At 64.7% G+C, this 16,337-nt stretch carries 14 protein-coding genes; 5 read left to right on the forward strand and 9 right to left on the reverse strand.

All coding sequences use genetic code 11. The annotated features are described in order from the left end of the window. Positions 1-157: 157 nt before the first annotated feature. From JJJ14_RS02770 to JJJ14_RS02810, 9 genes are all read right to left on the reverse strand, one after another. Positions 158-1,048 carry a type II secretion system F family protein gene (locus tag JJJ14_RS02770; protein ID WP_201444634.1) on the reverse strand — a complete coding sequence of 297 codons (891 nt, stop codon included), beginning with the start codon at positions 1,046-1,048 and terminating at the stop codon, positions 158-160. A 1-nt stretch (position 1,049) separates the two neighbouring features. Further along, positions 1,050-1,976 (reverse strand): type II secretion system F family protein, encoded by a 927-nt coding sequence (locus JJJ14_RS02775; protein WP_101559499.1) that lies wholly within the window; start codon positions 1,974-1,976, stop codon positions 1,050-1,052. Beyond that, positions 1,973-3,208, reverse strand: coding sequence for a CpaF family protein (locus tag JJJ14_RS02780; RefSeq protein ID WP_236592894.1), 1,236 nt, complete (start codon positions 3,206-3,208; stop codon positions 1,973-1,975). The genes JJJ14_RS02775 and JJJ14_RS02780 overlap by 4 nt, the downstream gene beginning before the upstream one ends. A gap of 73 nt (positions 3,209-3,281) precedes the next feature. Beyond that, positions 3,282-3,698, reverse strand: a complete 417-nt coding sequence (locus JJJ14_RS02785; RefSeq protein WP_201444636.1) for a TadE/TadG family type IV pilus assembly protein — start codon at positions 3,696-3,698, stop codon at positions 3,282-3,284. Beyond that, positions 3,698-5,236: an AAA family ATPase gene (locus tag JJJ14_RS02790; RefSeq protein WP_201444637.1), complete on the reverse strand. Its 1,539-nt coding sequence runs from the start codon at positions 5,234-5,236 to the stop codon at positions 3,698-3,700. The genes JJJ14_RS02785 and JJJ14_RS02790 overlap by 1 nt, the downstream gene beginning before the upstream one ends. Continuing rightward, positions 5,236-5,955: a Flp pilus assembly protein CpaB gene (gene cpaB, locus JJJ14_RS02795; RefSeq protein WP_101559496.1), complete on the reverse strand. Its 720-nt coding sequence runs from the start codon at positions 5,953-5,955 to the stop codon at positions 5,236-5,238. The genes JJJ14_RS02790 and cpaB overlap by 1 nt, the downstream gene beginning before the upstream one ends. After that, positions 5,952-6,737, reverse strand: a complete 786-nt coding sequence (locus JJJ14_RS02800; protein WP_144033435.1) for a hypothetical protein — start codon at positions 6,735-6,737, stop codon at positions 5,952-5,954. The genes cpaB and JJJ14_RS02800 overlap by 4 nt, the downstream gene beginning before the upstream one ends. A gap of 199 nt (positions 6,738-6,936) precedes the next feature. After that, complete coding sequence (locus tag JJJ14_RS02805) at positions 6,937-7,746, reverse strand: prepilin peptidase (RefSeq protein WP_201444638.1); 810 nt, start codon at positions 7,744-7,746, stop codon at positions 6,937-6,939. 10 nt (positions 7,747-7,756) lie between these two features. Further along, complete coding sequence (locus JJJ14_RS02810; protein ID WP_201444639.1) at positions 7,757-8,203, reverse strand: DUF192 domain-containing protein; 447 nt, start codon at positions 8,201-8,203, stop codon at positions 7,757-7,759. Positions 8,204-8,658: 455 nt separating this feature from the next. Here JJJ14_RS02810 and rpsL point away from each other — a divergent pair, with 455 nt between their 5' ends. From rpsL to JJJ14_RS02835, 5 genes are all read left to right on the forward strand, one after another. Beyond that, positions 8,659-9,033 carry a 30S ribosomal protein S12 gene (gene rpsL / locus JJJ14_RS02815; protein WP_003786082.1) on the forward strand — a complete coding sequence of 125 codons (375 nt, stop codon included), beginning with the start codon at positions 8,659-8,661 and terminating at the stop codon, positions 9,031-9,033. Continuing rightward, the gene (rpsG, locus tag JJJ14_RS02820; protein ID WP_003786052.1) at positions 9,033-9,503 is read left to right on the forward strand and encodes a 30S ribosomal protein S7; all 471 of its coding nucleotides are present in this window, start codon (positions 9,033-9,035) and stop codon (positions 9,501-9,503) included. The genes rpsL and rpsG overlap by 1 nt, the downstream gene beginning before the upstream one ends. A gap of 45 nt (positions 9,504-9,548) precedes the next feature. Further along, positions 9,549-11,690, forward strand: a complete 2,142-nt coding sequence (gene fusA, locus JJJ14_RS02825; protein ID WP_009405721.1) for an elongation factor G — start codon at positions 9,549-9,551, stop codon at positions 11,688-11,690. Between the two features lie 200 nt (positions 11,691-11,890). After that, a complete protein-coding gene (gene tuf, locus JJJ14_RS02830; RefSeq protein WP_003789287.1) occupies positions 11,891-13,081 on the forward strand; it encodes an elongation factor Tu in 1,191 nt (396 codons plus the stop codon). A gap of 316 nt (positions 13,082-13,397) precedes the next feature. Continuing rightward, on the forward strand, positions 13,398-16,280 hold the full coding sequence (locus JJJ14_RS02835; RefSeq protein ID WP_201444640.1) for a CshA/CshB family fibrillar adhesin-related protein: 2,883 nt from the start codon (positions 13,398-13,400) through the stop codon (positions 16,278-16,280). The last annotated feature ends 57 nt before the right edge of the window (positions 16,281-16,337 follow it).

Genomic DNA, 16,337 nt, shown 5'->3' on the forward strand with positions numbered 1-16,337 from the left:
TAACTGTCGTTCGTTGTCGGAGGTGGTGATCCCAAGTTCACAGGCTAATAATATGCCTAGACGTATGTCGCAAATTAGAACAACAGCGCTGAATAGGGTTTGTTGTTGAACGGAATGGTCGGGAAGCTGCGAAGCGTGGCGAGTAAATGTCAACACGTCACCCCCCAAACAGCCTGATAAACATGTCTCGATTGGCGTATACCATGCCGCCAAGCATAAGAATCATGGCGCCTGGCACCATGGTGGTGGTAGCGACGAGCGACACCTTGGGCTGAGCCTTGGCGGCGGCACGCCGAATCTGCTGCGCTCGTTCGCGTCGAATCTCCTTGACGATCGAAGTGAGAGCTTCACCGATTGGGGTTCCCAGTTCTTCAGACTGAAGTAGTGCGGCGACGAAGTTGTCGACATTATCGGATCGGCAGCGCTCCTTGATGGCTGTGAAGGCGTCTCGGCGTGACACTCCGAGCCTCATTTCATGAAGGGCCTTACGCATTTCTTCGGCTATCGGACCCTCGAAATGATCGCAGACGCGTTCCAAGGAACTTCGAAATGACATGCCTGAGCGCACTGTAATAGCAAGAACGTCGAGGAAGTCGGGCAGGTCGCGGTCAATGGATGCCTGCCGTTTACGTACCGCCAGGAGCAGCCACAAGTACATCCATCCAGAAAATACTATGCCGAAGACGATTCCCAGAAGAGGCCGTCCGATAAGCGTGATTATCGCAAAAAGGAGAATGCTGAGGGTGATAAACCCCGCTTCTCGTTGAATGAAAAGATCGAGGGAGAGTCCCTCCGGGTTTCCTGCATTTTTTAGGCGGCGATCAAGAGACCTTAAGTGGGTGGCGCCGTAGATCTTGCGAAGGAACTTCTGGGTTTTAATGCCGAGGGTGTCGATGAGCTTGACAAATGCACTAACTTGCTGGGTTTTGTTTTCAATGTCGACGTGCAGGCCAAGCTGGCTGGTGCCATCATCTCTAACGAGGTGGAGGCCGTAAGCAGCAATGAGTACAACTAAAGCCGCTGTTGAGGAGAAGATTAAAGGTAGCACTTCATACCTCCACGCGTGAAACGAGTTTCATCAACAGTGCCCCTAATCCGAAGCAGATTAAAGCCGCGAGCAGGATGAGGCGTCCGATAAAGGATGATGCCATGTCGTCTAGAACGCCGGGCTTCATGATGTTCATGAAGATAATGGCTGCGAGTCCGATTAATGGTACGAGGTAGGCGCTGAATGCCGATCCAATGATGGCGGTCCGGACTTCGCGGTGTAGTTGTTTGCGGTCCTCTAGGGCTAGGGCGATGTCGTGCAGGGCGCTGGCGAGCGCACCGCCAGCTGTCGACTGGATGATGATGGTGCGCACGAGGACATTGAGCTCGCGAGAGGGCATCCGTCGAGCGAGTTCGGAGAGAGCTCCGTCCAAAGACCATCCGAGTGCGAGCTGAGAGGTGGTTCGCTTGAGCTCCACGCTCGCCGGTTCGGACATCTCATGGGCCGCCAGGATAAGAGATCTTTCCACGGACATTCCGGCGGATGTTCCATTGGATAGAATGCGGGAGAGTTCTGGGAGCTGGGCGATGAATCGCTCCACTCGTTGAGTTCTGCGTCGATGCAACCATCGGAAGAACACGATGGGAATGAGCGCTGCTAGGATGCCGCTGGCGATCTGTCCGATCAACGGGCGTGTCAGGGAAAACGTTGCGATGGTCGCGGTGATGAGCGCCAGCTCGGTGATGGCTACATCCCAGCTCAACCCGGCGCTGGAGAGCCGCCGCCGTAGCGGCTTGCTGAAAGGGAGTCTACGAAGGAGGGCGAGAAGAGCGCTTCCAGCGGTTCCTCGCTGAGTGATGTCTGCGGCACCGACACCTTGTGCGAGCTCGGCGGTACGCCCCGCATTGGTGGACAAGGTGATGAGCGCAGCACTTCCAATGATGAGGGTGACGGCTCCACAGATGTAGATGAGAAGGACATTGCTCATGATGCTGTCTCCCCCACAAGGAGCCCCGCTGGGAGCTGCAGGCCGTGCTGTTGAATCCTGTCCGCCATGGCCCGTGAAATGCCGTGGAACTCGAAGTGTCCTTGATCGCGCTGGGCGGCATGGACGTAACGCATCATGAGTGAGGTCGCGTAATTCTCGCGGTGACGGGATGTCACTGCCTCAATGGTGCTGACCCGTCTCACGCCGGTGGAGTCGCGTTCCAGCTGGATAATGACGTCGATGGCGCCATTGATCTGATCTCTGACGGTCTCGACTGGGAGCGTGACATCGGACATGGAGGACAGCGTCTCCAGGCGACTCAGCGCATCAGTGGCGGAGTTGGCGTGCACTGTGGTCAGCGAGCCCTCGTGACCGGTGTTCATCGCCTGGAGCATGTCGAGCGTTTCGCCGCCACGGACCTCGCCAACAATGATGCGATCGGGGCGCATACGCAGTGAGTTTTTCACGAGATCACGAATCGTTACCTGGCCTGCTCCCTCGGTATTGGCCGGCCGCGCCTCCAACCGGACCACGTGGGGCTGCTGAAGGGACAGCTCGGCCGCATCCTCAATGGTGATGATCCGCTCGCGATCGGAGATCATCCCGGACAGCGCGTTGAGGAAGGTGGTTTTGCCGGAACCGGTTCCGCCGGAGACAAGAATATTGAACCGAGCGGCCACCAGGGCGCCCAGAAGGTCGGCGGCCTGCTGCGGCAGGCTGTTGCGAGCGACGAGATCCGGAAGGCGGAAGGGCTGAGGGAACCGTCGAATGGTGATGGTCGGCCCGTCGAGCGCCAAGGGTGGGATGATGACGTTGACACGCTCTCCTCCGGGCAGGCGTGCGTCGACCATCGGACTGGACTCGTCCACCCGGCGGTTGACCGAGGAGACGATGCGGTCAATGAGCTGGTACAGCTCGGCCTCGGAGGTGAAGCGGGTGGGCACCCGCTCGATTCGTCCGGATCGCTCGATGAAGACGTCCTCCGGGCCGTTGACCATGATTTCGGTGACGGAATGATCTGCGATGAGGGGCTCGAGCACTCCCAACCCAACGGCATCGTCGATCACACGCTTGATGAGCCAGGCCCGCTCGCGTGGAGACATGACGGGGCCCTCGAGTGACAGAAGCCGCGAGAGTACCCGCTCCAGTCGGGCGCGCTGCTGGGCCAGCTCCAGTCCGGCAACCTCTTCAAGGTCGATCTCATTGAGCAGGCGGGTCCGGTAGAGCGCCACCAGGTCCTCTCTGCTGCCGGCGCTCTGCCGTTTTCCTCCCTGGGGCTGGGCAACTCGATCTCGTAGTGCCATCTCAGCCCTCGGGGAAGTAGGCCGTACGAGTCACGGTGAGGTGCTCACTGGTGATGGCTGGGATACCGATCGGCACCCGAGCGGTGACCTGGACACAGTGTCCGGAACCGCAACCATCCGACACGGACTCCAGGCGCACCCAGTCCGGTAGCGCCTCATGCGCGGCCTGCTCGGGGGAGCGGCCCAGCATGGCTGCGCGCGCGCCGTCTCGAGCTGCTGCGCTGACGGAGGTCACTGTGGAGACGGCGAGAAAGCCTTGAACGAGGAACATGGTGACTAGGACCAGAATCGGCACAAAGCCGATGAGCTCAATATCAAGGACACCTCGCTCCTCATGACGCAGGCGACGGATCAGCCGCTTCGGGGATGAGGTGAGACGGGCAGGGCGGAGGGTTGTAGCCGTGGTCGTAGTACTCATTACTTCTCCCAGACGATTCCGGCGCTTGCGGAGGTATTCATATCGACAACGGAGAGGACCGGAAGCGTGACGGTGACCCTGTCCGCTCCGGAACGTGTCACCTTGGTACGTGCGGCGTAGCTGTTGGGCAGGCGGCTGGTGACCTCGTGCTGCACCTGACCCGGGCTCTTCCCGATGGCATAGGCGTGGGCCGCCTCATTGGCGGCATGGGTGGCATACATGTAAGAGATTCCAAGGCTGAGTGCCTGGATGCACAGCAGAATCGCAACGGTTGCCAGAGCGAAGACCACCGGGAACTCCACCGTGATCTGGCCCCGTTGCGAGCGGCGGCGTTTGCGGCCTCGTCGCGCGGCCTTGGTTGAGCCGGCCGTCGCGCTCTGATCGGGAACGCTGCCGGGGCCGGGCGCCGTTCCGGCCGTGATGGCGCCGGCGATGGACTGTGCGGCTTTAGCCATGGCCGGCACTCGTGATGTCAGCAGAGTGTTGGAATTGACGGCCATCTCGATCTGCGCCGTCAGATCGGGAATGCTGGCGGCCAGTGCCACTCCCGTCATCTTCGCTGCGGTGGCCGGCTGGATCTCACGTTGCCGGCTGGTCAGGTTGACCACCAGGCCGAAGGGGCGTCCACGGGCGATATCGAGGCGGTCGAGCGCATCGCTCAGCCTGCGTACCGAGCGCAGGGCCGGAGCGTCGGGGGTTGTGACGATGAGAGCCCGGTCCGCGGAGTCGAGCCCCATGGCCAGGATGTCGTCAAGCCGGTTGCCGCAGTCCAGGACCACGTGGTCGAACTGGTAGCGCAGCATGGTGAGGATCTGACGTGTGGCCGACTCCGTCAGCATCTCGCCGGTCTCGCCCTGTTCCGGGGCGGGCAGGAGGGCGATCCCACCGGGGAGGGGGTACATGACCTCGGAGATCTCCCGGGCGCTGACCTCCGCAGCGATGTCGGCCAGGTCAGTGATGGAACGTCGCACCGAGATCCCGGTCATGGCGGCGAGATCGCCACCGCGGACATCGAGATCCACCAGGCAGGTGCGAGCGCCCTGAGCGAGCTGAGCGGCAGCCATGAGCGCGACGGTCGAGGTGCCCACGCCGCCCTTGGCGCCGACGACGGCAGTGATCGTGCCCTGGCGACGTGCAGTGATCTCCTCCCGGCTCGAGGCCTCGCTGCGAACCGCCCGCGACCATGCCAGGACCGGGAGCAGACGGTTGGAGATCTCCTCGAGGGACAAGGGCAGCGCCAGCACGGTCCGTGCTCCGGCGTCCATCGCTGCCACAACGCTCTCGGAGGTACGGGCCCGGCTCAGCAGGACAACGGGAATGAGTGGGTAGGTGCGGGAAAGCTCTTGAACGATGGGCAGGGCGATCCGCCCCTCCAGGGCCTCATCGACCAGAATGCACGATGTGACCTCCGGTTCCAGAAGCTCTCTGAGCTTCTCGGGCGAGGCGACGGTACGAACCTCGCCAAGCCCCTCGGCCTCGGACATCGCTGCCAGTACCTGCTGACGGGTCTCCTCATGATCGGTCACTAGGTACTGCATCAGTTCGCTCCTTGAGCAGGGGTTCCGGGATTGGCGGAGTACTCCGGGGTCTGGGCGGTGCCCTGGTCGCCGTCGCGGCGCAGCAGGAGGCGGACCTTCTTCGAGAAGCTCTCGGCGTAGGCGAGCTTGAGGGACTGCTCAGGCGTCAGTGAGAAGGTCACCGGGACACTGTCCTTCTCCTCGGAGAAGTTCCCGTTCTCGTCCTTGTCCTGGACCTTCGTGGTCACGCCGACCTCGGTGATGAGCGCGTTCTGAATGATGATCTCCGACTTCTGCGCCTTGGTGTTGGGGTCCTCCACCGTGGAGACGATGTCGACGCGGGAGCCCGGGGTGACCTTGCCGGCGACGCCGGTCTCGGCGTCGATCATGATCGACACCTCTCGATATCCCTCCGTCAGCTGCGGAGGATCCTGAAGCATGCTGGTCTGCAGCACCGCGCCCTTGTTCAGGGTGGCTGCTGCCACCTTGCCCTTGAGGTCATTGACGTCATGGATGGCGTCTTCGGGAACCCATCGCTTGGGAACCTGCTCGGTGACCACGTCAGCCGCAGTGACCTCCTTGAGCTCGGTCACCTGCTGCGACAACTTGAGAACGGTCGTCATCGGGCCGACCTGAGAGGAGATCGACTGGACGTAGCTGAACATGGCTACGAAGGTGACCACTGCTCCGAGGACCGTGACGAGGATGAGCAGGACGCCTCGCCGTTGACGCGGATTCATCTGGACTCCTTGACTGGGTGGGGGGCGGAAGTGCGGGGCGGCTGCACAGGCACGTTGGGCCAGGTGCCGCACAGGAGGCAGCCCTGTGGGACGGCCATCTGACCGCAGTAGGGGCAGTAGGTCTGGGCGAGGGGTGCCAGCGCCTGAGAGACGAGAGGGCCGGGGTCGGTGATGAGCATGGTCATCTCCGCCCATGACTTGGCCGGCCAGGTGTGGGACATAGGGAGTAGGGGTTCCCGGTGAAGCCCCAGGGAGGCCAGGGCGCCCGTGACGCGGTTCTGCTCGTCATCGGCTGCCCAGATCGCCAGACTTCCCTGAGGCGGTTTGTCCCAGACCACGTTCTTGACCTTGGTGACACGGCCTTGTGCCTTCCCCAGGTCCAAGGTGAAACGAGAGCCCGGCACCATCGACTGGAGGTGCTGCCCGATCGTCGGCGACGGGTTGGTGAGCTTGCTGACGGAGCTGAGGGCCACTCTGGTGCGCAGTGCCGGCCGCAGCGCGTCGACCACGACCTGTGCCTGACCGTAGACCCGGGAGTGAAGCTGTAGAAGGCAGTAGCCCAGGGCGCGGAAACGGGTCTCCGGCTCATTCACTGCCAGGATGCCGAGGTCCTTGCGCTTGAGTATCCCTCGAACGGAGCGAGCTGCGTGCTCATCCTCCCCGGTGCGGCACAGCAGTAGGGCCGGTCCTTGGCCCACCTGCTGCAGGATCGCGGCGGCCTGGCCCATATCCCAGTCCTTGGTCGCGTCCGGGTGGGACCGGGAGCCGGTGAGCACTAGCATGAGAGGCCTTACGTTGTCTTGCCCCGTAAGGGACGGAGTCGATGGGACGGGAAGTCGGGCGAAGGGGCGGCGGAATTCTCAATGGTGGTCCGCGCCACACCCAAAGGTTACAAAGTGGTAACGCGTTATGACCGTACCACGAGGAGGTGCTGGTGGCTTTGTGGAGTTCTCACCATGTGGTGTGACTCCCCTCCTTGTGTCAAACGATCGCCAGCGGCCAGGTGAGCAGCGCTCCTGCGATGAGGTACGGGCCGTAGGCCATGGGGTCCTTGCGAGAGGCTCGGCGGGTGATGAGCAGGAACAATGCGGCGATTCCGCCCAGGAAAACTCCGATGCACAGTCCGAAGGCGAGCATCCAGGGGTCGAGCCATCCCAGCCACAGACCGATCACCGCGCCGAGCTTGACGTCTCCCAGTCCCAGGCCGGTGCGGAGATACGCCAGGGCCAGGCTGACGCTCCCCACTGCCAGTGCGCACAGTGCTGCGGTGAGGGCGGTACGCGCCCTGTCGGGATCCAGGACGACGGCGACCACTCCGCATGCGGTCAGCCAGGCGGTTGTGGCGCCCAGCAGGCGGTTGGGGAGCAGGTGCGCCACGGCGTCGACGCTTCCGGCGCATCCGAGCAGCGCGTACACAGGGATGGCGGTGAGCGTCGCGGCGGTGGTGCCTATCCGGCTGCCCCACCAGGAGCACAGAAGGCATAGGGCCAGAGCCAGTAGTCCTTGTGGCGCCGTGCCGAGGAGGCCGGGATGCTTCAGTGTCGGATACTCAGGTGAGGCGGGAGGCTCTGAGGCTTCTGAGAGTGGCTCGGTGGCGCCGCCTGTGCTGGCCGTGGTGCCATCCGCGGCGTCTTCTGAGGTGACCGCCGCGGAGCGCGCGCCGGCGTCGGACTTGTCCTCGTCGTTGAGAGGCTCGTGCACGTAGCGCCTCGTCCATGCCGAGACGGGGCCGGCGATGAGCGCGACGGAGACGAGCGCCACGGTGCCGAGCAGCCAAGGTTGGGGAGACATGAGGGGCCTTTCAGTGAGTCGAGCCGAGCATGGTGTTCTGGGCTCCCGCTGAAGCGGGATCGGGCTGTGGGGGCGGATCGGTGGGAGCTGCGGCCAGGATGCTGCCCCTGCGGATTCCCAGGCGAGAGGCGTCTCCCTGCCGCATCTCGACGACGGCCGTCGCGAGCAGCCGGGGCATTCCCATCCGGTTGGGCGGCATCGTTGTCACTGCGACGACCTTCCCTCGGCGCCCCACGTAGACGACGTCGATCGTGTGACGCATGCGGAAGCAGTGCACCCAGTTGCAACGAGTGATCCACAGGGCCCCGTCGATCGAGTCGGTGCCCAGCAGGCCGATGTTGCGCTCGCGCCGGGTGCGTGCGGTCCACAGCGCCAGTCCGGTGTCCTGCCCATCCACGGTGAGGTGGGGGAGGGCGCCTACCGGAACGGTTGACCAGGTGGGTGTCGTCGTGCTCATGCTTAGTGATGGTAGGAGGGGCGGCTTGAGTAACGTCAGGGGCGTTCGCCCCATCGTTGCGGGGTGCGGCCTGTGGTGCTGTTCGAGTATGGCGTGTCCAGCACCACGCCCTCACCTCGCCCTCCGCCCTGGCGCCCTCCTGCTGCGAACGGGTAGCCTGGCCGACGGTGCCCGCAGACGGGTCACCGCATCTCCATTCCGTTCCCAGCGACGTCGGCTTCGTCCAGGCCTCAGGCCTGCTCGGCTCAGGTGCGACATCGTGACGCGGGTCTGCCGCGGCGGGAACCGACGGGCCCCTGTACTGCGGGGCTCCGGACGTCGTCTTCGGGCTCGCCCCGATCCCGGCGGGCCGGCCCTCTCCGCGGTGACGTGCGCCGTCGAGCCACCAATGGGGGAGCGGCCCGGCACGCAGGCAGCAGCCAGATCAAGACTCACGTCCCCATGGAGAATCAGTAGTGCCTACCATTCAGCAGCTGGTCCGCAAGGGCCGCTCGACGAAGCGCTCCGCGTCCAAGACGCCGGCGCTCAAGGCCAGTCCGCAGCGCCGTGGCGTGTGCACCCGCGTGTACACCACGACCCCCAAGAAGCCGAACTCCGCCCTTCGTAAGGTCGCCCGTGTGCGCCTGTCCACCGGTATCGAGGTCACGGCCTACATCCCCGGTGAGGGCCACAACCTCCAGGAGCACTCCATCGTGCTCGTGCGCGGTGGTCGTGTGAAGGACCTTCCCGGTGTCCGCTACCACATCGTGCGCGGTGCCCTCGACACCCAGGGTGTCAAGGGCCGCCAGCAGGCACGTTCCAAGTACGGCGCCAAGAAGGAGAAGAAGTAATGCCTCGTAAGGGTCCCGCACCCAAGCGTCCGCTCGTCGTCGACCCCGTCTACGGCTCGCCGGTCGTCACCCAGCTCGTCAACCGCGTTCTGCTGGACGGCAAGAAGTCCACCGCCGAGCGGATCGTCTACGGCGCCCTGGAGGGCGTGCGCTCCAAGACGGACCAGGACCCGGTCTCGGTCCTCAAGCGCGCTCTGGACAACATCCGCCCCGCCCTGGAGGTCCGCTCCCGTCGCGTCGGTGGCGCCACCTACCAGGTGCCCGTCGAGGTCCGCCCCGGCCGCGCCACCACCCTGGCGCTGCGCTGGCTCGTGGACTTCTCCCGCCAGCGCCGCGAGAACACCATGACCGAGCGTCTCATGAACGAGATTCTCGACGCCTCCAACGGCCTGGGCGCCGCGGTCAAGCGCCGTGAGGACATGCACCGCATGGCCGAGTCCAACAAGGCCTTCGCCCACTACCGCTGGTAGTGCCGGAATCAGCTCCGTACCCCACACGAACGAAGGACACCACCAGTGGCACTTGACGTGCTGACAGACCTCACCAAGGTCCGCAACATCGGCATCATGGCCCACATCGATGCCGGTAAGACCACCGTGACAGAGCGCATCCTGTTCTACACGGGCATCAACTACAAGATCGGCGAGACGCACGACGGCGCCTCGACGATGGACTGGATGGAGCAGGAGCAGGAGCGCGGTATCACCATTACCTCCGCGGCCACCACCTGCTTCTGGAAGAACAACCAGATCAACATCATCGACACCCCCGGACACGTGGACTTCACGGTCGAGGTCGAGCGCTCCCTGCGCGTGCTCGACGGCGCCGTGGCGGTCTTCGACGGCAAGGAGGGTGTGGAGCCGCAGTCGGAGACGGTGTGGCGCCAGGCGGACAAGTACAACGTCCCGCGCATCTGCTACATCAACAAGATGGACAAGCTGGGCGCGGACTTCGACTTCTCCGTCCAGACCATCCGTGACCGCCTCCACGCCACCCCGATCGTCCTCAACTTCCCGATCGGCGCCGAGAACGACTTCTCCGGCCTCGTCGACGTCCTGGAGATGCGGGCCATCCGCTTCCCCGAGAAGGACGCCGACGGCAAGGAGACCCGCGGCTCCGTCGTCGAGTACGAGGAGATCCCCTCCGAGCTGGTCGCCAAGGCCGAGGAGCTGCGCGCCCAGCTGGTCGAGACGGTCGCCGAGGCCGACGACGCCCTCATGGAGAAGTACCTCGAGGGCGAGGAGCTCAGCATCGCCGAGCTCAAGTCCGGCATCCGCAAGCTCACCGTGGCCGGTGAGGCCTTCCCGGTCCTGGCCGGGTCCGCCTTCAAGAACAAGGGCATCCAGCCCGTGCTCGACGCCGTCCTGGACTACCTGCCCTCCCCGCTCGACGTCCCCGACGTCGAGGGTCACGCCGTCGGTAACGAGGAGGAGGTGCTCACCCGTCCGGCCGACGAGAAGGCTCCCTTCTCCGCCCTGGCCTTCAAGGTGGCCACCCACCCCTTCTACGGCAAGCTCGTCTACGTGCGCGTCTACTCCGGCAAGGTCTCCCAGGGCGAGATGGTCCTCAACGCCACCAAGGGCAAGAAGGAGCGCATCGGCAAGCTCTTCCAGATGCACTCCAACAAGGAGAACCCGGTGGAGGAGGCCCACGCCGGCCACATCTACGCCTTCATCGGCCTCAAGGACGTCACCACCGGTGACACCCTGTGCGCCCAGGGCTCCCCGATCGTCCTGGAGTCCATGACCTTCCCGGCCCCGGTCATCCACGTGGCCATCGAGCCCAAGACCAAGGGTGACCAGGAGAAGCTGGGTGTGGCCATCCAGAAGCTCTCCGAGGAGGACCCCACCTTCACCGTATCCCTCGACGAGGAGACCGGCCAGACCGTCATCGGCGGTATGGGCGAGCTCCACCTGGACGTGTTCGTGGACCGTATGCGCCGCGAGTTCAAGGTCGAGGCCAACGTGGGTGCTCCGCAGGTCGCCTACCGCGAGACCATCCGCAAGAAGGTGGACAAGGTCGAGTACACCCACAAGAAGCAGACGGGTGGCTCCGGCCAGTTCGCCAAGGTGCAGATGAGCTTCGAGCCCCTCGTGGCCGACGAGGCCGCCGAGACCGCCGACGGCGAGAAGGCGCACTACGAGTTCGCCAATGCCGTCACCGGCGGCCGCGTGCCCCGCGAGTACATCCCCAGCGTGGACGCCGGAGTCCAGGACGCCATGCTCACCGGTGTCCTGGCCGGCTACCCGATGGTGGACATCAAGGCCACCCTCATCGACGGCGCCTACCACGAGGTCGACTCCTCCGAGATGGCCTTCAAGATCGCCGGTTCCATGGCGTTCAAGGAGGGTGCCAAGAAGGCCTCGCCGGTCCTCCTCGAGCCCGTCATGGCCGTCGAGGTCCGTACTCCCGAGGAGTACATGGGCGACGTCATCGGTGACCTCAACTCCCGTCGCGGCATGATCGCCTCGATGGAGGACGCCGTCGGCGTCAAGGTCATCCGCGCCAACGTGCCCCTGTCGGAGATGTTCGGCTACGTCGGTGACCTGCGCTCCAAGACGCAGGGACGTGCCGTGTACTCCATGACCTTCGACTCGTACGCCGAGGTTCCCAAGAACGTCGCCGACGAGATCATCGCCAAGGTCAAGGGCGCCTGACGCCCTGCCTCCGGGGTCCGCACCGGCTGCACGCAACCGCGGCGGACCCCGGCCCGACGGCGCCCCTCGGGTGCCGACCGGGACCCAGTTCAGTAAGATTTCCAACATCCACCAGTAGAGACTCTCGACGCCCGGGCGGCTAGCATGTGTGCTAGTCGAATCCCGACGAAGAGAACTACCCGAGTCCCAGGAGGACACCAGTGGCCAAGGCCAAGTTCGAGCGGACCAAGCCGCACGTCAACATCGGAACGATCGGTCACGTCGACCACGGTAAGACGACGCTGACCGCTGCGATCTCCAAGGTTCTGCACGACGAGTACCCCGAGCTGAACCCCTTCACCCCCTTCGACGAGATCGACAAGGCTCCCGAGGAGCGTCAGCGCGGTATCACCATCAACATCGCGCACGTCGAGTACGAGACCGACAAGCGCCACTACGCGCACGTCGACGCCCCCGGGCACGCCGACTACATCAAGAACATGATTACCGGTGCCGCCCAGATGGATGGCGCGATCCTCGTGGTCGCCGCCACCGACGGCCCGATGGCCCAGACCCGTGAGCACGTCCTGCTCGCCCGTCAGGTGGGCGTCCCCGCCCTCCTCGTGGCCCTCAACAAGTCCGACATGGTGGACGACGAGGAGCTCCTCGACCTGGTTGAGATGGAGGTCCGTGAGCTGCTGTCCTCCCAGGACTACGACGGCGACGAGGCTCCCGTCATCCGCGTCTCCGCTCTCAAGGCCCTCGAGGGCGACGCCGAGTGGGCCGGCAAGATCAAGGAGCTCATGGACGCGGTGGATGACTTCATCCCCACCCCCGAGCGTGACATGGACAAGCCCTTCCTCATGCCCATCGAGGACGTCTTCACCATCACCGGTCGCGGCACCGTCGTCACCGGTCGTGTGGAGCGCGGCAAGCTCCCGATCAACTCCGAGGTCGAGATTCTCGGTATCCGCGAGGCTCAGAAGACCACGGTCACCGGTATCGAGATGTTCCACAAGCAGATGGACGAGGCCTGGGCCGGCGAGAACTGCGGTCTGCTCCTGCGCGGCACCCGTCGCGAGGACGTCGAGCGCGGTCAGGTCGTCTGCAAGCCCGGCTCCATCACTCCGCACACCGAGTTCGAGGGCCACGTCTACATCCTCACCAAGGACGAGGGTGGCCGCCACAACCCCTTCTACTCGAACTACCGTCCGCAGTTCTACTTCCGTACCACGGACGTCACCGGTGTCATCACCCTCCCCGAGGGCACCGAGATGGTTATGCCCGGCGACACCACCGAGATGACCGTCCAGCTCATCCAGCCCATCGCCATGGAGGAGGGCCTCGGCTTCGCCATCCGTGAGGGTGGCCGCACCGTCGGCTCCGGCCGCGTCACCAAGGTCATCAAGTGACCCACTGACGCTCCGCGCCTCCGCGTAGCACAAGACCTCCCCGGTCAGAGCATCTGCTCTGACCGGGGAGGTCTTTTTCGTGTCCCATGACGGGAAAGGGCACAGCCGACCGTCAACATGAATAGAAATATGAATGACACGATTTCCGCGTCTTCGTGATTCCGATGTAATGAATTGTGTCGCAATGCTATAACGGACGATTTCAGATCCATCACCGATCCTGTATTGCCCGGATACGTCAACTAAGTTAATCCCTGTTGCCAAGGGCATGGAGTCGACGCCTAAGAGAGGGCGGTCCCAGCGCTGTTGGTTCCTCATGAATTGGAGTGTGTTCCCTTTGCTGCGTCGTCGTGCCATCAAGCCTCGCCTGCGCAAGCTCATCGCCGGCGCTGCGGCACTCACCTGCGTCGCCGCGGCGCTCGTGGGCACTGAGCAGCCTTCTGCCGGGGCGGCCCCGAGCGGGCTTCCGGCCGACGCGCTTCCGGCGGTCTTCGCCCAGGGCGGCACCAGCTGGTATCGGGACACCATCCAGTGGCTCCAGTGGGCGGACTATGACCAGAACTTCGCCGGCCAGGCCAAGCCGAATGTTCCCGTGCTCGACTACGGGCAGCGCAGGACCTTCACCAACTACCGCGACCTGGGGGAGGCCGGATACCTGGTCACCACCTGCAACCTGTCCAATCTCAAGCACCTTGGTCACCGGAAGGACTTTCCCGACGACCTTTCTCGCGGCCCGCTGGTCGCCACGATTCCGGGCACCTGGGCCGGTGACATCCTCGACAACCTCTACAACACTGGTGGTGCCGGAAGCTGGAGCAACGGCGGTATGGAGTGGCAGAGCGGTCTGAAGTACCCGGACAACTACGTCAACCACAACCAGATGGTCATCGGGCTGGCCAACGGCTATGCCTACAACGGGGAGAAGACCTGGGACGGCAGGGACAAGAACGATCGTCGGGCCGACCGCACTCCCACGGGCGGATACTCGCGCATCAGCTTTGACGTCTCCTGCTCGGCAGCTGTCCAGGCCCCCGACGGCAGCTCCACGCCGGTGGCCCTCAACGGCCTGGTCTTCGCCGACGCGGAGGCCTCCAACCCCGGCAGCACCAATGACCCCTTCGACGGCGAGTGGATCCAGGCCCAGGTCCCCAATGACCAGCGAGTCACCTGGCGCCTCCTCGACGGTGGGCGCTCCAGTAACTGCACGGACACCAGAGGAGGTACCGGGCGGCCGGTCACGACCCGCGCGTCCTTCTCCAACGGGAACCACACCCTGAGGCTGGATAACACGGCACAGGAGTGCGTCTACCAGAGTGGCGGCGGTTACTCCAAGCCCAACGGCATCGGTGGTCCCGCGGTCTCCATGTTCATGGAAGGGGCCACCAGCGCCACCATCACCATGCAGGGGTCGGGCTACTCCGCCGTCGCCCTCGGGCTGGTCCTGGTCACCGACTTCGGTGACGCGCCGGTCTCCTACGGCAGTGCCTCCGCTCTCCTGCAGCCCAGGTGGGATGGTGGTGAGGTCACGAACCGCAACGGCTATGACCTGTTCGGTGGCCGCCTCATCAACACCACCCGCATGCAGCCCACCGGACCCTACCTGGGCTCGGGTACTGACGCCGAGTCCCAGCAGCGCTTCAGCGACGGGGCCGACGGCGACGACAACGACGGCTGGTACGGCAACGACGAGGACGGTGTCTCCATCCCCGCCTCAGGCATTGAGACCGCCCCGGGACAGCAGTACACCACCAACGTCCGCTGCGGCGGCCGGGGAGCGGTGGCCGGTTGGATCGACTGGAACCACAACGGCGTCTTTGACGCCACCGAGAAGAGCGGTCAGACCACCTGTGACGGCTGGGGCAATGCCACACTGCGTTGGACCGTCCCCGAGGACGTCGTGCGCAGCATCGATGGAGAGGCCGGATCCCAGCCCCACACCTACCTACGGGTGAGGACAGCTGAGGCAGGAGTGAACCTCAAGCCCACCGGCAGCACGATGGGCGGCGAGGTGGAGGACTACCGGATCGCGGTGCGCGTCCCCACGATCCGGCTCGTGAAGAACGTCCAGGCCCCTTACACCGGGCAGGTCAGGGCCCTCGGGGCCGACCAGTGGACCCTCAAGGCCCAGCAAGGCAACGGTGGGGCGGCGTCCCAGCAGGTGACCGGCAACGTTGACACCGGGATCAAGGCGGTGCGTCCAGGACAGTACGTGCTCAGCGAGTCCTCCACGAACCCCCAGGCACCGGGCTACGAGGCGAGCGCATGGCAGTGCGCCCAGACCCCCGGGACGCGCGGCAGCTGGAGCCGCTCGAGCCTGACAGGATCCAACATCCAGGTGCGGGGCACCGATCGCCTCACCTGCTCGGTCACCAACACGACCAAGCCCGGAGCGCTGTCCTGGACCAAGGTCGACCAGGACGGTCAGACACCCCTGGGCGGTACCAGCTGGACCCTGACCGGTCCCGGCGTCCCCGCCGGCACCGTCGTCGAGGACTGCCAGGCGGCGGGCTGCCGCGGCGGCGCCTACCGGGACACCAACCCGGCTCCGGGTGTCTTCGAGGTCAGTGGACTGGCGTGGGGGAGCTACTCCGTCACCGAGAGAACCGCCCCCAGTGGATACCAGCGCCTGGACAAGACCTTGGCCTTCAACGACGTCTCCGGCGCCAACCTCAAGGCTGGGCTCAAGGACACCACCGGTGTCACCAGGGGAGCCGTGACCAACCAGCGTCTGACCGGAGCCGTGTCCTGGAAGAAGCAGGACACGAGCGGACATGCCCTGGGCGGCTCGGAGTGGACGCTCAGCGGCCCCGGAGTCCCGGCCAGGACCACCGTCACCGACTGCGTCATCGCCGGTGGCAGGGGACGGTGCCCGGGCGGCCCCTACGCCGACACGGACCCCGCGGCCGGTTCCTTCACCTTGACCGGCCTGCCCTGGGACACGCGCTCCTACTCCCTGGTGGAGAAGCGGGCTCCCGCGGGATACCGGCTTGACACGACGAGCCGCAGCTTCGCCATCAAGCCCAACGCCCTCCAGTACTCCTTCTCGAAGGCCTTCACCAACGAGAAGGCGGCCACCCCCCGCTTGCCCCTGACAGGCGGACGCGGTGCGCACATCTTCCTGATCGCAGGAGCGGTCGTCTCCGCTCTGGCGATCTCCACCGGACTCCTCAGGAGGCGCCGTCACTGCAACCTCGACTGATCCGCCCACCGACCCACGCATGAAAGGTCGGAGGCGCCGGTGACGCCGTCGGACAAG

It is taken from the genome of Actinomyces sp. HMT 175 (assembly GCF_016694895.1).
Lineage (GTDB): Bacteria > Actinomycetota > Actinomycetes > Actinomycetales > Actinomycetaceae > Actinomyces > Actinomyces oris.

What these genes read in the sequence shown, in the direction of transcription:
- JJJ14_RS02790 (WP_201444637.1), bottom strand. Translation starts at nt 5,236, where the DNA reads ATGCAGTACCTAGTGACCGATCATGAGGAGACCCGTCAGCAGGTACTG.
- JJJ14_RS02810 (WP_201444639.1), bottom strand. Translation starts at nt 8,203, where the DNA reads ATGAGCACGACGACACCCACCTGGTCAACCGTTCCGGTAGGCGCCCTC.
- rpsG (WP_003786052.1), top strand. Translation starts at nt 9,033, where the DNA reads ATGCCTCGTAAGGGTCCCGCACCCAAGCGTCCGCTCGTCGTCGACCCC.
- JJJ14_RS02785 (WP_201444636.1), bottom strand. Translation starts at nt 3,698, where the DNA reads ATGAGTACTACGACCACGGCTACAACCCTCCGCCCTGCCCGTCTCACC.
- JJJ14_RS02800 (WP_144033435.1), bottom strand. Translation starts at nt 6,737, where the DNA reads ATGCTAGTGCTCACCGGCTCCCGGTCCCACCCGGACGCGACCAAGGAC.
- cpaB (WP_101559496.1), bottom strand. Translation starts at nt 5,955, where the DNA reads ATGAATCCGCGTCAACGGCGAGGCGTCCTGCTCATCCTCGTCACGGTC.
- JJJ14_RS02775 (WP_101559499.1), bottom strand. Translation starts at nt 1,976, where the DNA reads ATGAGCAATGTCCTTCTCATCTACATCTGTGGAGCCGTCACCCTCATC.
- JJJ14_RS02835 (WP_201444640.1), top strand. Translation starts at nt 13,398, where the DNA reads ATGAATTGGAGTGTGTTCCCTTTGCTGCGTCGTCGTGCCATCAAGCCT.
- JJJ14_RS02805 (WP_201444638.1), bottom strand. Translation starts at nt 7,746, where the DNA reads ATGTCTCCCCAACCTTGGCTGCTCGGCACCGTGGCGCTCGTCTCCGTC.